The following is a 13,550-nucleotide window of genomic DNA, read 5'->3' as shown; positions in this document are numbered from 1 at the left end:
CTGTCCGTTCTACTCACCCGAATTCCATTGGGCACCACTCCGACGGAATGGTGATGCGTGCAGTGTGAAGTGGATTGACCAGTTGGCTGATTTCGGCGTTGGAGACAATGCTGGTCAAACGATAGGCATCATCCCATCCCAGTTCATGCCACAGCCGCATGAGGTCAACCGCTTCTTCGAAACCCGTCCGAACGGCTTCGTGTATGTCCTCTGCACTGGAGAGCACACTCATTCCTGCAGAATGGATCACCACAGGCAGATGTCCTTCGTGGTCGACGTTACGGATGCTCAGTTGGATCTCCCCCGAGATCTCGATGCCAGTTCCGCCGAGTTCTCCATCACCTTGTGCTGCATGCAGATCACCGGCAGACACAAGGCCCCCGTCATGCTGCGCCTGAAGCAGAAGCCCGCTGCCGGGCCTCAACGTACGAGTATCGAGATTGCCACCGTGGACTCCAGGCAACTCGGTATTGATCTCTCCGACCCGAGGCGCGACTCCGAGGACGCCGACCATTGGTGAAATCTCCACCGCCAGTGTGTCCGTGATCCATGCCCGCCCATCATCAACTGGCACGATCCGTGAGCTGGCCTGTTCGATCTTGTCGCCCAGAATGCCCAACCCCGGGGACAGAGCCATGACGCCCCATCGACCGACACTCACACGTTCGATTTTGATCAAGATCCAGTCGCCGGCCTGAACTCCTTCAACCGCGACAGGGCCTGTGGCCCGATTGAACTTGGCCATGTCGACATCCGGCCGCAGAACCCGCTCCGAATCGATCTGTCCTGCGTAGCAGTCAAATGTCTCCAGAACAAAGGATTGGCCAGTCGCAACCGTTGCCACCACATTGTTGATGCCCGATAACGCCGACGATGATTCTGTGTTTGGAATCCTCAGCATCAGGCCCACCCATCGGGAATCAGACCGACCGCATTCAACAGTGAGTAGATGAATGCCAAACCGAAGACGATGATGAGCAGCGCCTGTATCAGCGGATGTGCGATCCACCCGGCTGTCCATGCGGGTTCCTGGTCACCGAATCTGCGTGCACGATGCAACATGAGCACGGGAACTACGGACATGATGGCTCCGGCGAACCCTCCCGCATAACCAAGCGCCGCAACGAATCCGGTGAGATGGAATACACCGACCAGAAACGGTGGGATTGCGACAAGAGCCAATGCGGCGATGCGGTACCCGTTGGCGTTCTCCGCCGGCCATTTGAAACGGTCGAAGATGTTCGTCATCAAGGTCAGGGCGATTGCCCAGAATGACGTCATCATCGCCAACAGAGCGAAGACGTTTGAGAGCACATAGGCAACCTGCCCCAGACTCTGGCCCCACCCGATTGTGACCACTTCGGTGATGCTGTCTGGTCCCAGCATTCCCAGTGCCGCCAATGGGACGATCGCCAGAAGGAATCCTGTGATCCCCATGCCGACGATGACTGCTCGTGGAAGACCCTGCGGATTCGTCTCAGCCAAGCCACGCGCCAATTCCGGAACAGTGTACTGAGCGATGAACGAGAACACCGCCAGGTTCACGATCGGAATGATGAAGAAGGGGTGCACATATGTCAGATGCTCGAGGTGGATCCCCGGCCCGATGAACGTCCAGGCACACAAGAAGAGGATCAGCGCTATCATCGCGATCGACAGCCCCTGCTCAGATCGCCCCGTCGCCTTGAGCCCGAACCACACGACAACGAGACCCGGGATGAAGAACAGGAAGCTGCCGACGGTTACCGGTATCCCCAGAAGGTCGGCGAGAACATTGCCGCTGCCCGAGGTATAGGCGATGAGCGCACCCAAACCGTTGATCACGACACCGGCGAAGATCAGCCAGGATCCGGCCTGCCCAAGATACTTCTCTGCCAGCCCTGACAGCTGCAGAGGTTCTTTCGTGCGCAGGGCAATCTCCGCCACGTAGAGCATCGAGGCTGTGGTCAAGAAGCCTGCCACCAGGAGCGCCACAAGAAGAGCGAAGAACCCGCCGTTCTTCGCCCCGTACGGAAGGCTGAGAATTCCCGCACCGATATTCGCGCCGACGATGATTGAGACACCCTGCCAAAAGGTGATCGTTTCGCTCTTGCGAATATTCACATTCTGTCTGGGTTGGTCAAACGTCTCACTCATTACCAAGCTCCTCCGGCGGTCCGATTCAGGGCGAGAGATCACGCCGAGGTGACGGTGCTCTCCGCAGCTTTCTGCTCATCAGGGTCAAGCATCGTTGCTTTATCAGTTCTCCACTCTATGTGTTCGACGCCACGTCCTTCTTCCTACCTGAGGGAGGAGATTGAGTTCACGAGCAACTGGAATGAAGAACCCGCCACCTCCAACTTTTCGCAACCCTCTGGTCGAATTCGGGCAAATCCTATAGGATCTATGAAATAGGAATCAGTTCGAAGGGGAACTCGTGACCCGATTATTCAATGACCCGAATGACTTCGTCTCCGACATGTCGCGAGGTTTTGCGCTCGCCTCGTCCCGTTGGGTGCGAGCCGTCAACGGCGGAGTCGTGCGCTCCACCGCAGCAGTTGAGCCGACGGTCTCGCTCGTCGTCGGAGGCGGCAGCGGCCACTTCCCTGCCTTCTCTGGACTCGTCGGCCCGGGACTGGCCCACGGCACCGCCATGGGCAACGTCTTCGCCTCGCCGTCGACGAAGCAGATCATGTCCGTGGCCCGCGCCTGTGACCAGGGCCGGGGCGTCCTCTTCAGTTACGGCAACTACGCCGGAGACGTCCTCAACTTCGACCAGGCCCAGGAACAGCTGCGGGCCGAAGGCATCGATGCGCGCACCGTCGTCGTCACCGACGACATCTTCAGCGCCCCCAGCGGAGAGATCGAGAAACGTCGCGGCATCGCCGGTGACCTCGTCGTCTTCAAGGTCGCCGGGGCTGCCGCCGAGGCGGGCCTCGATATCGCCGAAGTCGAACGATTGGCGTCATCGGCGAACGATCACACCCGATCGATCGGGGTCGCGTTCTCCGGCTGCACCCTTCCCGGGGCCGATGAGCCTCTGTTCACAGTGCCAGACGGGCAGATGGCCATCGGGTTGGGTATCCATGGAGAACCGGGAATCGACGAGGTCCCCCTCCCCAGCGCAATCCAGCTGGCCGAGCTTCTCGTCTCACGACTCCTCGCCGAGGCACCCGATCAGTCGAAGCGAGTTGTTCCCATCCTCAATGGCCTGGGAACGGTCAAATACGAAGAGCTCTACCTTCTCTACGGGCTCATCGACCCCCTGCTGCGCACCGCCGGCTACGAGCTCGTCGATCCGGAGGTCGGAGAATTCTGCACGAGCTTCGACATGGCCGGCCTCTCACTGACTCTCCTGTGGCTTGACGATGAACTCGAACCGCTGTGGAACGCTCCCTGCTCATCGGCCGCGTTCACCCGCGGCGAACTCGGGACCGCGCATGTGCCGACAGGCCTCGCCGGACAGGAGCTCCCACAGGAACAGGTGAACACCGCAGCACCGGCTGCCGCCTCGGCAGCTTCACAGCAGCTGGGCAGAGAAGCCTCCGCCGCCTTCACTCGAATCGCCGCAGTCCTCGATGACGCTGCCGGAGAACTCGGTCGCCTGGACAGCGTTGCCGGAGACGGCGACCACGGAATCGGAATGCAGCGCGGATCGAAGGCGGCAGCACGCGCCGCAGCTGACGCAACGGCCGCCGGCCACGGTGCCGAGGCGGTGCTGGCCTCAGCCGGTGAAGCCTGGGCCGACGTCGGCGGAGGCACCTCCGGAGCGATTTGGGGACGGATCATCGGCACACTTGCGGCAGGGTTCGCTGGCGACTCCCGCCCAACTCCCACTTCGATGGCTGCTGCCATCGATGCCGCAGTCGATAAAGTTCGCATGTTCGGCGGAGTCGAGGTCGGCGAGAAGACACTTCTCGATGCACTCGTCCCCTTCGCCACCGAGTTCTCCCGTACCGTCAGCTCCTCGGGCGACGACTCCTCGCCGCTGGTTCTCGCCCGGGCGACCACGTGTGCCGCGCACGCAGCGACTCAGGCGGCCCAATCCACTGCAGACCTCGTCGCGATGCGCGGCCGGGCCCGCTCCCACGGTGATCGCAGTGTGGGCACGCCGGATCCCGGCGCGATCTCCCTGGCGATGATCGCCTCGGCGATCGCTGAACAGTTCACCTCCGACACACCCCTACCTACACCCACCGAGCGAAAGGCAGCGCGATCATGACCCTGCGAGTGGTCGTCGGATCCGACGATGCGGGATTCGACTACAAAGAGATCATCAAGTCCGACCTCGGAGATGACGCACGCATCACCTCGGTGGTCGACGTCGGAGTCGACTCCGAGTCGCACACCTTCTATCCCTCCATCGCGACCACCGCAGCTGAGATGGTCGCCCGAGGTGACGCCGATCGCGCGATACTCATCTGCGGCACCGGGCTCGGTGTCGCGATCGCAGCGAACAAGGTCAAGGGCATCCGAGCCGCCACCGCACACGACTCGTTCAGCGTCGAACGCTCGGTCCTGTCCAACGATGCCCAGATCCTCTGCATGGGCCAACGCGTCATCGGCCTCGAACTCGCCCGTCGTCTGGCCCGGGAATGGATCGGCTACACCTTCGATCCGGCGAGCGCCTCAAATGACAAAGTGGCACAGATCAGCGCCTACGAGTCCCGCTGATCCATGCCTGACACCTCCTCGCTCGCACGCTCTTCGCCACCGTCACCCGCTCTTCCGGACCGGCTCATCGGTATCAGCCTGAAGATGTACATGTCCCACGTGCAGACAGTGGACTGGGCCCACAGGGTCACCGAACTCACGCACGCCCACCCGGCAGTAACGTCGGGGGCGGCAGGACTGGCCCTCCTCCCCCAGTTTCCGTCGATCCCCGCTTGTCTCGACGTACCCGGGCCGCTGCAGATCGGAGCCCAGAACCTGTCCGCCGAGGATGCCGGTGCATGGACCGGGGAAGTCTCCGGAGCGGTACTTGCCGAACTCGGCTGCCGCTACGTCGAAGTGGGTCATGCCGAACGTCGTCGCCACTTCCATGAGACCGATGACATCGTCCGCGCGAAGATCGCCGCCGCACTGCGCCACCGATTGTTCCCAGTCCTGTGTGTGGGAGAGAAATCCGCCGGTACACCGGAATCTGCCGCCGCCGAGGTGACCGCCCAGATCCGCTCGGCCCTGCCCACAACGGCTGGTGACCTGCCACCCCAGAGCGGCGTCGTCATCGCCTATGAGCCGATGTGGGCGATCGGTGCGCAGCAGCCAGCCGCCCCGGATTACATCATCGCCGTCTGCGAAGCGGTGCGTGCCCGCACTCGCACCCACTTTCCCAGTCTCGACTTCCGCCTCATCTACGGGGGAAGCGCGGGACCCGGCCTCCTCACCCGCCTCGGCCCCAGCGTCGACGGACTCTTCCTCGGCCGCTTCGCCCATGACCCCGATTCAGTGCCGAGGATCCTCGATGAACTCGCCGATGTCATTATGCTGAAATCATGAATGCACAGCCTCCGATCCCCCGCGCAGACATCGAACGTCGCGGACTCCGCGACCTCGTCTACGAACACATCCTCGAAATCCTTCTCACCGGAGAGATCTCCCCAGGCGAAAGAGTGTCCATCGACGGATTGGCCAGACAGCTCAATGTCTCTCCCACCCCCGTGCGTGAAGCACTCGTCGACCTCGAACGCACCGGCCTCGTCGTCCGCGAGGCCCTGCGCGGCTACCGCGTCTCACCTCCTCTGGAACGCGGACAGCTGCAAGAACTCTTCATTGCCCGAGAAACGGTGGAAACCGCGGCGACACGACTGGCCACACCGGCCGATGACGAACTGCTCAGAGCATTGGCAGCCGCCCACTCCGAGCATGAGAAGGCCGGTGACCGGGTGCGGGAGACGGCGGAGCAGGGCAACGAGGCGGCAGAGAGTCCCGAAGAGGCGCGCCGGATCCAGGTGAGCGCAGCTCAGGAGTACTTCGCCCGCGACCGGGACTTCCACGACAGCATCCTCGAGCACTGCGGCAACCGCTACCTCGTCAAGATGTCGCAGGACCTGGGGGCACAGGTTCACCGCCTGCGACAGGCCCTGCCCCATGGCATCACCGACGTCAACGAAGCTCTGGCCGAACATCACGCCATCATCGAGGCCTTCGCCTCACCGGACCCGACTGCACCCGAGGCGGCCATGCGCCACCACATCAGGATGGTCGCTCACCGCGCGCTCGTCGAAGACCCTCAAACTCCCACCCAAGAGAACCACGAGGACCCATGAGCCCCACCCATCACACCATCGCCTGCTGCATGCACGGCTTCTCCCCCACCGATTCCAACGGCCTGCCGCTCCAGGAGGCTGCCCCGCAGACGTGGGCCGGAATCTTCTCGACTCTGACGGGTCTCGGGTTCACGGCCCTCGAGATCGCCGACAGTCATATCCGTCCCGCCGATCTCTCACCTGAACGTCGCGGACTCCTCAAAGATCTTGCCGCCTCGGCGGGGGTCGAGCTCACCTCCATCCATGTCCAACGCCAGTCGATCATCGACCCCGAGCGCGGGGAGGCCAACCTCGACTACGCGCATCGAACGATTGATGCGGCCGCAGAACTCGGCTGTCAGGTCTTCTCCACCGGACTCCATCAGCCCTTCTCCCAGGCCCAACGCGAGGCCCTGTGGTTCTGGACGGCGAAAGGCTGGACCGACCCCACCGACCCCGAGGTCCGCGCCCTGGCCGTCCGACGCCTGCGGGAGTTGGGCCGGCACGCCGCCGAGGTGGGCCTGCCGATGTCCTTAGAGATGTACGAGGACACGTACCTGGGCACCGCCGAATCCGCTGTCCGTCTCATCGAGGAGATCGGACTCGACAACGTCGGCCTCAATCCCGACATCGGCAACCTCATCCGCCTGCACCGCCCCATCGATGACTGGCAGGAGATGCACGAACTGACACTGCCCTACGCGAACTACTGGCACATGAAGAACTACCAGCGCGACGAGGCCGCTGACGGCTCCTGGTTCACCTCCCATCCGACGACGATGCGCGACGGACTCATCAACTACCGCGCAATGGTCACTCGCGCCGTGGAGCTCGGCTTCAACGGCCCCTTCCTCATGGAACAGTACGGGGGCGACAGCCTCGGCGTCTGCGCAGAGAACAGAACCTACCTCGCAGGGCTCCTCTCCACCGCCCCATCAACGAAAGGCACGACCGGCCCATGACACCCTCTTCTCCTGGCTCCCAGTCATCGATCTCCCTGGGACCGGCTTTCCCTGCCGATCGCACCGCGGTCCTCACCGGTGTCGGCAGCGTCAACGGAATCGGCCGCCATACCGCGCACCGCTTGGCACGGACCGGCTGGAACCTCGGGCTCATAGCCCGCCGCACCGAGGAAGCGCAGGAACTTGTCGCAGAGATCACCGAAGAATATGGAGTGGCCGCCCTCGGCATGGGCGTGGACGTGACTCGATCAGCGGAGATCGCAGAGGCGGCGGCCGCCTTCGAAGCGGGCCTGCCCCAGATCGTTGCGCTGGCGAACTTCGCCGGAGTCTCCTCCTCGACGACCTACTTCGAGATCACCGACGAGGAGTGGGCTCGGGTGATGACGAACAACCTCACCTCGACCCATCTCGTCACTCAGGCCTTCGGACGCATCATGGCGAACAACGGCTTGGGCCGCATCATCGGCCTGTCCTCGGTCACGGCGCAGAAGGGTGGTGGAACATTCTCCAAGACCGCCTACGCCGCGGCCAAAGCCGGGATCGTCGGCCTCATGCGCGGAGTCGCCCTGGAACTCGGCCCCTACGGGGTCACCGCGAACTCCGTGTCCCCTGGCCCTGTCGACACCGACATCATGGGCGGCCCGCTCGATGACGAACGCCGCGAGGCGATGGGTGCCGCGACCGCTCTGGGACGAATCTCTGTGCCCGAAGATGTCTCTGCCACCGTCGAATTCCTCATCAGCGAAGGCGCCGGACACATCACGGGCCAGACCCTGAGCATCAATGGCGGGCTCTACTTCCACTGATTTCCCACGCTCACATCAAACCGATCCAATGGAGGATCCATGACCGTCAGCACAGATCACATCACGTTCGTCGGCATCGGGGCCATCGGCCTGCCCATGGCCCTGCGACTGCAGCAGGCAGGATTCCATGTCACGGGCGTCGACCCGTTCCCGGGGCCCCGGGAACGTGCCGCTGCGGAGGGACTGCCGACCGAGGAGCGACCGCTGTCTGCAGACTCAGCAGGCACGGTCATCGTCATGGTGGCTGACGGCAATCAGCTCAAGCAGGCACTCGATGGGGACGAGCAGACCGGGTCTCCCGGATTGCTCTCACTCATGTCCCCGGAAGCGGTGCTCATCATCATGAGTACCGTGGGCCCCGACGCGGTGCGAGCTGCAGCAGAACGCGCCGAAGAGCGTGGCATCGGCGTCCTCGACGTTCCCGTCACCGGGGGCATTGCCGGTGTTCTGGCGGGGACCCTGCGGATGCTCGCCTCAGGCCCACCGGAGGTGCTCGAGTCGCGCCGGACGGTTCTCGAATCCCTCGGAACGATCATCGACTGCGGCGAGAGAATCGGAGACGGGCAGTCGTTCAAAACGGTGAATCAGCTGCTGTGTTCAGTCCACGTCGTGGCCGCCGCCGAGGCACTGTCGCTGGCCGAGCGGCTCGGACTAGACCAGGCAAAGGTCCTCGAGGCCATGACCGCCGGTGCCGCGAACTCGTGGATGCTCGGTGATCGCGGCCCCCGGATGCTCCAAGGTGTTGACGTCGAGGTGGCCAGCGCCGTCGGCATCCTCGTCAAGGACACTGCCATCGTCGCCGAGGTGGCCGAAGATCTCGACATCGATCTCGCCCTGCTCCCCGTGGCGGCCCGGAAATTCGGCGAGGCAGCAGAACTGGGCCACCTCCGCCGCGACGACTCGCAGGTGATGCGGACCTACGAGGTGTGAGGGGCGCCCACAGCCGCAGCAGTGCGCCCACACGGTCGCTCGGGCCTTCCCTGCTGAAGTCTCGACATGCGTTCAGACGGGCACGACTACCGCCGCCGTCTTGCCGGTGTCATCGGCCTCAACGCCGGCGGGAAGACACTGACGACGAGCACACTCACATGGGCCATGATTTCGAAGCGCAAAGGCATGTCTCGCGCGACAGTCGGCTTCCACGAGGCCGGCTTGATCGGCCGAGTCACCGCCAAACGCAGCGCTTCAGCCAAGCTGGTCGCAGGATGGAAAGGCGACGACGCCTTCCTCAACGACGTCTCAGGCTACGCACTCACGCAACCAGTTGACGAACTCGTTGTGGATGTAAGTGGCACCCCTCACACCGTAAATGGCTATAAGGAATTCCCTGCACGCGCCCACGAGACAGGAACTCCACCAGGACCCGCTACGCGGCCCTCACCCACCAAGGCGGCCGATGGCCGCCCGAACACTATCCCAGCACATGCGGAACTCGCCATTCTCTGACCTATTTTTCCGTTCGCCCACAATCTCATCTGTTCGTGTGATGTGCTCGACTGATTCAAGCCATAGTCTCGTTGCACCCACTGCAATCTTCGGAAAAAACCAAATGACAAAGTTGACCATTGGCCTGGGCCTAGTGACCCCTACGACTTCGCGAAACCGCGCATACAGATTCATAGCAATGCTGGCAGCTTGCGCCATCCTCTTCACCGGTGTCGGGCTATCGGCCGACATCCAGCCTGTCGAGGCTAAACCTAAGTCATCCACTGTTATGTGGTCGGCCAAAATAAAGGGGAAAACGGCAATTCTTCGTTACGGAACGAAGAACTGGGGCTACACGCATATCAAGCGAGGTGGCACACACGGCCGCAAATTCAACCATGAGCTGACCAGAGCTGCTCAGAAGCAGTGGAAGCGCGCCCTGAACGGCCCCAAGTACACTAAGGGAACCAAGAGGATCTACCGCTCGCACTACGCTGTCGGTAAGAAGAAGGAAAAGCGCACCATGCGCGTCATTTACTCCACCAACAAAAAGATTGGCATGATTACTGCCTACTGGGGAAGGGGACATATCAGTGCCAGCAAATGCTGAACCTCTAGACAGGCCAGGCGAAGGCGACATAGTGGCAGCAGTAGCCAACGGCGTCAGCGCCAAAATGAAGGCACGTGTTCTTAAAAAAGGGTTGGTGATTGGCGTCCTGTCGATGTACGACAGCCAGGGGCAAGCTCACATCGATGATGCGAACGGCAACCCCTATGTAGTCGATGCAAGAACCGTCCGTGTAGCCACTGACCTGGAGCGTCTGAACGCCGGATTCGACGAACCAGACTTCTAGAGAATAAGAGACAATCCACGCATAAGCGGTCAACATGGTGACCGCTTATGCGTGGGCTTTGACCCGACCGTCTGGGTAGTTTATGAACCGGGCGGCTGTCGTAGCGTTCCCACCGGCGTCCGCCGGTACGGGAATACAGCCCACAAGAATGTTGCTGCGGTTCCTACAGTAGCGATCCAGTCGGATACTGCCCCCAAGTGGTTTCCATGACGGCACTCTACCCACTTCCTCAATGTTGTCGGCCGGCGAGACCTTCCATTCTCGGCTGAGCCATATTCGGGAACATGAACCGCAAAAACCGAGCCCACCCGCTCCTACGCCTGACATCGGCGCGTTCAAGCTCGCCGGTGTCGAGCCCTGCCCGACGCAGGTACTCAAAACACGAGTCATGAGCGAGGCGGCCAGGCACGTCCGGTGACGGACAGAACGCCCAAAGCTGAACGGCCCGCGGCCTAGTCTCGCTCAGTCGCCTGACGCCCTAAGGTGTGACTGTCTATTGGGTATACCCGTCTGGCACCTGAACCCGACTACGAAGAAGTGCTGTTAAGCGGGTTGCAGTTTCGATAATTGGACACATGTGCTTTCCAGTCCGAGAACCAAGCTGACACGTTATTCGGACAGTAGATTTGCTACGCACAAGTGACCGCAACTGATCAGAAACGCGGCCGGCAGTGTGAGATACTCGGCGCCGGGATAAGTATCTCCCGGATAAGCTCAGAGGAGAATTTCGTGCAACAGCTCCAGTCAGCAAAGTGCACGTAGAGGCATGCCAAGCAATGGTTGATATGGGAATTTCCGAACCTAAGTCGGCCGGGCGTTATGGCGGCCCCGGCAAACACTTTGTAGTGCGTCGAGAGCGTGGGGTTTAGTCCCGTACAGGTTTGCTCCGTCGCGTCCCACCACAAGCCGGTGCCCTGCACGGACGACAAAGGCTTCTTCTCAAATGAGAAGAAGCCTTCGTTGCGACCGTTGCGGTCGCAGGGATCCGTGATCGGATCAGGCGAGGCCGAGTGCCCCGAGGATGGCGTTAAGGATATCTGGGAGATTGAGGTTGATCATGATTTTCCTTTCGTAAAGACGCTTCACTTTTGTGAAGGCACCTTGATTTAATCAGTGATGTTTCCCCAGGTCAAAAGTCATGCCCCTCCACTCGGCCACCTACCGGATAGTAGTGTTTTCGATGCCGCCTCGGAATTATCCGGAATCGACTCATCGCCCGCGCCATTCGTATGGAGTCTTATCGATGAACGCGTGCACGGCACTGTGGAAGTCCTCCGAACCATAGATTCGCTCGACGATGTCCTCATCGTCAACTGAACCGCCAGCATCCGAGAGCCTGCGCACGACTTCCTTGACCGACCACATCGTCAGCGGTGCGTGCCCTTTGAGGGTATTCGCCCACTCTGCGGTCGCCTCGGCGATGTCCTCGGTCACGAGTCCGACGAACCCTGCGGTCAGGGCCTCATCGGATTCGATGAACCGGGCGCGCAGCAGCATGTCGACCACGCGGGCACGGCCGAGCAGCTCGATGAGCAAGCTCAGGGTGTCCCCGGACAGACAGTTGCCGAGGGTCCGTGCGATCGGCACCCCGAAGCGTGCCCGCGGTGAGGCGATGCGCACGTCGGCACAGGCTGCGATGCCAAGCCCTCCGCCGACACAGTAGCCGTCGATCGCCGCGATGACCGGGACGTTCACGGCTCGCAGTCGAGCGAGCACCTCGGAGATGCGCTTTTCGTACGCGACGCCTGCGGGGCCGTCGAACTCGGTGAACTGTGCGATGTCCGTTCCGGCGACGAAGGCCTTCCCACCCGCTCCGCGCAGCACCATGACGCGGATGGACTCGTCTCCATCGGCCGTTTCACACGCCTCGGCGAGACCCATGTACATGTCCCAGGTCATCGCGTTGCGCGCCTCGGGCCTGTTGAAGGTGACGGTGAGGACGCCGTCCTCGCGCTCGACGATCAGGTCGTCTGTCTTCGCCTCTGCATCTGCTGCTTCGGTCATTGTCGCGCCTTTCCCTGTTCGCATCTCATTGTGACTTCAGTTCCACCAGCTCGGCTTCTGAGAACCCGAGTTCATCGAGAATCGAGTTGTCGGCACCGAGAGAAGGGCCGGCAGGTCCTCGCCTGGCCGGTGTCCGTGACAATCGCATCGGAGAGCCGATCTGCCGAACGGTGCCGGCCACCGGGTGCTCAGAGTCCCAGAAGAAGTCACGGCTGGCCAGGTGCTCATCCGTGAATACCTGCGAATAGTCGCTGATCGGTGCGCAGGGCACCCCCGCCTCGTTGAGGACTTCGACGACCTCGTCGGTCGTCATCGTCTTCGTCTTCTCTTCGATGAGATCGATGAGCTCGTCTCTGTGAGTCAGCCTGTCATAGGACTCTTGGAAGCGTTCGTCGTCGAGCAGTTCCGCCAGGCCGAGGCCCTGACAGAACCTCACCCAGTTTCGAGGAGTGTTCGCACCGATGGTCACGTACCCATCGGCTGAGTGGACCGCCTGATAGGGTGCTTGGTTCTGGTGTGCGGAACCGTTCGGCCGGCCCACCTTTCCATCGACGAAGTATCCCGCCGCCTCCCACACTGCGTATGAGACTCCGCTTTCGAAGAGCGAGACGTCGATGTACTGGCCCTCCCCTGATCGGTTGCGTTCATAGAGCGCCGAGGTGAGGGCAAGCGCCACATACATCGCCGAGGTGAGATCGCAGATGGGCACACCCACCTTGGCCGGTGGCGAGTCGGGCTGACCGGTGATGCTCATCAGCCCGCTGCGGGCCTGGGCCATGATGTCGAGCCCGGCCAATTTCGCCAGAGGACCGTCCTGGCCCCACCCCGATGCCGAGGCGTAGATGATCCCGGGGTTGCGCTCACGGACGTTCTCGTAGGCGACACCGAGGCGCTGCATGACTCCGGGCCGCATGTTCTCCACCACGACGTCGGCCGTCTCCGCCAGTCGCATGAAGGCTTCCTGCCCGACCTCGCTCTTGAGATCGAGAGTGATTGATTCCTTGTTCCGGTTGATGAGCATGTATGGGGCGCTCTCTCCGTTGATGAAGGGCCCTGTGCTGCGCGTCTGATCACCGCCGGTCGGGTTTTCAATCTTGATCACCCGTGCACCGAGGTCGGCCAGCTGCATCGTGGCGAACGGTCCGGCCATGAACACTCCGAGTTCAAGAACGGTCACCCCGGAGAGGGGCCCTTCGCCACCACCAGTCGAGCCGGATTCGGTTTCATCCATGAGATCCTCCTCTGATATTCATCGATCCTGTAGGAATCACG

Annotated in this window: 14 protein-coding genes; 10 read left to right on the top strand and 4 right to left on the bottom strand. The window is 61.9% G+C overall.

Going from position 1 to position 13,550, the window contains the following annotated elements; all coding sequences use genetic code 11:
* Positions 1-13: 13 nt before the first annotated feature.
* Positions 14-1,009 (bottom strand): acetamidase/formamidase family protein, encoded by a 996-nt coding sequence (locus tag FO013_RS18740; protein WP_186293204.1) that lies wholly within the window; start codon positions 1,007-1,009, stop codon positions 14-16.
* Positions 901-2,136 carry an aromatic amino acid transport family protein gene (locus FO013_RS18735; protein WP_143924085.1) on the bottom strand — a complete coding sequence of 412 codons (1,236 nt, stop codon included), beginning with the start codon at positions 2,134-2,136 and terminating at the stop codon, positions 901-903. The genes FO013_RS18740 and FO013_RS18735 overlap by 109 nt, the downstream gene beginning before the upstream one ends.
* A 280-nt stretch (positions 2,137-2,416) precedes the next feature.
* Between FO013_RS18735 and FO013_RS18730 the strand changes: the two genes are divergently transcribed.
* From FO013_RS18730 to FO013_RS18685, 10 genes are all read left to right on the top strand, one after another.
* Positions 2,417-4,201, top strand: a complete 1,785-nt coding sequence (locus FO013_RS18730; protein WP_143924084.1) for a dihydroxyacetone kinase family protein — start codon at positions 2,417-2,419, stop codon at positions 4,199-4,201.
* The gene (locus tag FO013_RS18725; RefSeq protein ID WP_143924083.1) at positions 4,198-4,653 is read left to right on the top strand and encodes a ribose-5-phosphate isomerase; all 456 of its coding nucleotides are present in this window, start codon (positions 4,198-4,200) and stop codon (positions 4,651-4,653) included. Before FO013_RS18730 ends, FO013_RS18725 begins: the two co-directional genes overlap by 4 nt.
* 3 nt (positions 4,654-4,656) lie before the next feature.
* Entirely contained in the window at positions 4,657-5,478 is an 822-nt protein-coding gene (locus FO013_RS18720) for a triose-phosphate isomerase family protein (protein ID WP_143924082.1), read from the top strand.
* Positions 5,475-6,248, top strand: coding sequence for a GntR family transcriptional regulator (locus tag FO013_RS18715; RefSeq protein WP_143924081.1), 774 nt, complete (start codon positions 5,475-5,477; stop codon positions 6,246-6,248). Before FO013_RS18720 ends, FO013_RS18715 begins: the two co-directional genes overlap by 4 nt.
* Complete coding sequence (locus FO013_RS18710; protein ID WP_143924080.1) at positions 6,245-7,189, top strand: sugar phosphate isomerase/epimerase family protein; 945 nt, start codon at positions 6,245-6,247, stop codon at positions 7,187-7,189. The genes FO013_RS18715 and FO013_RS18710 overlap by 4 nt, the downstream gene beginning before the upstream one ends.
* Positions 7,186-7,995: an SDR family NAD(P)-dependent oxidoreductase gene (locus FO013_RS18705; protein ID WP_143924079.1), complete on the top strand. Its 810-nt coding sequence runs from the start codon at positions 7,186-7,188 to the stop codon at positions 7,993-7,995. Before FO013_RS18710 ends, FO013_RS18705 begins: the two co-directional genes overlap by 4 nt.
* Before the next feature lie 39 nt (positions 7,996-8,034).
* On the top strand, positions 8,035-8,925 hold the full coding sequence (locus FO013_RS18700) for an NAD(P)-dependent oxidoreductase (RefSeq protein WP_143924078.1): 891 nt from the start codon (positions 8,035-8,037) through the stop codon (positions 8,923-8,925).
* 66 nt (positions 8,926-8,991) lie between these two features.
* Positions 8,992-9,441 carry a hypothetical protein gene (locus FO013_RS18695; protein ID WP_143924077.1) on the top strand — a complete coding sequence of 150 codons (450 nt, stop codon included), beginning with the start codon at positions 8,992-8,994 and terminating at the stop codon, positions 9,439-9,441.
* Positions 9,442-9,619: 178 nt separating this feature from the next.
* On the top strand, positions 9,620-10,030 hold the full coding sequence (locus tag FO013_RS18690; RefSeq protein WP_143924076.1) for a hypothetical protein: 411 nt from the start codon (positions 9,620-9,622) through the stop codon (positions 10,028-10,030).
* A gap of 31 nt (positions 10,031-10,061) precedes the next feature.
* Positions 10,062-10,274, top strand: coding sequence for a hypothetical protein (locus tag FO013_RS18685; RefSeq protein ID WP_143924075.1), 213 nt, complete (start codon positions 10,062-10,064; stop codon positions 10,272-10,274).
* 1,209 nt (positions 10,275-11,483) lie between these two features.
* Here FO013_RS18685 and FO013_RS18680 read toward each other — a convergent pair.
* Positions 11,484-12,278: an enoyl-CoA hydratase/isomerase family protein gene (locus FO013_RS18680; RefSeq protein WP_143924074.1), complete on the bottom strand. Its 795-nt coding sequence runs from the start codon at positions 12,276-12,278 to the stop codon at positions 11,484-11,486.
* Positions 12,279-12,303: 25 nt separating this feature from the next.
* Positions 12,304-13,509 carry a CaiB/BaiF CoA transferase family protein gene (locus tag FO013_RS18675; RefSeq protein WP_143924073.1) on the bottom strand — a complete coding sequence of 402 codons (1,206 nt, stop codon included), beginning with the start codon at positions 13,507-13,509 and terminating at the stop codon, positions 12,304-12,306.
* Between the last annotated feature and the right edge of the window lie 41 nt (positions 13,510-13,550).

The sequence above is a fragment of the Brevibacterium aurantiacum genome (genome assembly GCF_007558825.1).
Lineage (GTDB): Bacteria > Actinomycetota > Actinomycetes > Actinomycetales > Brevibacteriaceae > Brevibacterium > Brevibacterium aurantiacum_A.
This window is presented reverse-complemented; position numbering and strand designations above follow the sequence as displayed.

Excerpts from the sequence above, each read along its gene's own strand:
- FO013_RS18720 (WP_143924082.1), top strand. The coding sequence starts at position 4,657 with ATGCCTGACACCTCCTCGCTCGCACGCTCTTCGCCACCGTCACCCGCT.
- FO013_RS18680 (WP_143924074.1), bottom strand. The coding sequence starts at position 12,278 with ATGACCGAAGCAGCAGATGCAGAGGCGAAGACAGACGACCTGATCGTC.
- FO013_RS18710 (WP_143924080.1), top strand. The coding sequence starts at position 6,245 with ATGAGCCCCACCCATCACACCATCGCCTGCTGCATGCACGGCTTCTCC.
- FO013_RS18725 (WP_143924083.1), top strand. The coding sequence starts at position 4,198 with ATGACCCTGCGAGTGGTCGTCGGATCCGACGATGCGGGATTCGACTAC.
- FO013_RS18700 (WP_143924078.1), top strand. The coding sequence starts at position 8,035 with ATGACCGTCAGCACAGATCACATCACGTTCGTCGGCATCGGGGCCATC.
- FO013_RS18695 (WP_143924077.1), top strand. The coding sequence starts at position 8,992 with ATGCGTTCAGACGGGCACGACTACCGCCGCCGTCTTGCCGGTGTCATC.
- FO013_RS18675 (WP_143924073.1), bottom strand. The coding sequence starts at position 13,509 with ATGGATGAAACCGAATCCGGCTCGACTGGTGGTGGCGAAGGGCCCCTC.
- FO013_RS18715 (WP_143924081.1), top strand. The coding sequence starts at position 5,475 with ATGAATGCACAGCCTCCGATCCCCCGCGCAGACATCGAACGTCGCGGA.
- FO013_RS18705 (WP_143924079.1), top strand. The coding sequence starts at position 7,186 with ATGACACCCTCTTCTCCTGGCTCCCAGTCATCGATCTCCCTGGGACCG.
- FO013_RS18690 (WP_143924076.1), top strand. The coding sequence starts at position 9,620 with ATGCTGGCAGCTTGCGCCATCCTCTTCACCGGTGTCGGGCTATCGGCC.
- FO013_RS18735 (WP_143924085.1), bottom strand. The coding sequence starts at position 2,136 with ATGAGTGAGACGTTTGACCAACCCAGACAGAATGTGAATATTCGCAAG.